At 42.3% G+C, this 272-nt stretch carries 1 pseudogene; it reads left to right on the forward strand.

What is annotated here, in order from left to right:
- A pseudogene (locus AAEY68_RS21090) lies at positions 1–272 on the forward strand (transcriptional factor); the annotation flags it as partial.

Raw genomic sequence — 272 nt, forward strand, 5'->3', positions numbered from 1 at the left:
GTATAAGCGTGCAGTGAGCGCTGAGCTTTATAGAGTACTTTACGATGAGGCACATTGGTTAAAGTTTGCTGAGTTGAGTTTTTATAACATAGTTGAGCAAGGCGGTGTGTTAATGGCGCAGTTTATGGTGGGGACGCTTCACGATAAGTGTTATCAAATGCCGGTTTACCGCATTCGTAATGTACACATTTTGCAAAAGACACGACGTGAGCCAAGCACTGAGCAATTAAAATCGTTACGCAGTGCGATTAATAAAGGTATGAAGCAAGAAG

It is taken from the genome of Pseudoalteromonas sp. RB2-MNA-CIBAN-0110 (assembly GCF_040309305.1).
Classification (GTDB): domain Bacteria; phylum Pseudomonadota; class Gammaproteobacteria; order Enterobacterales; family Alteromonadaceae; genus Pseudoalteromonas; species Pseudoalteromonas arctica.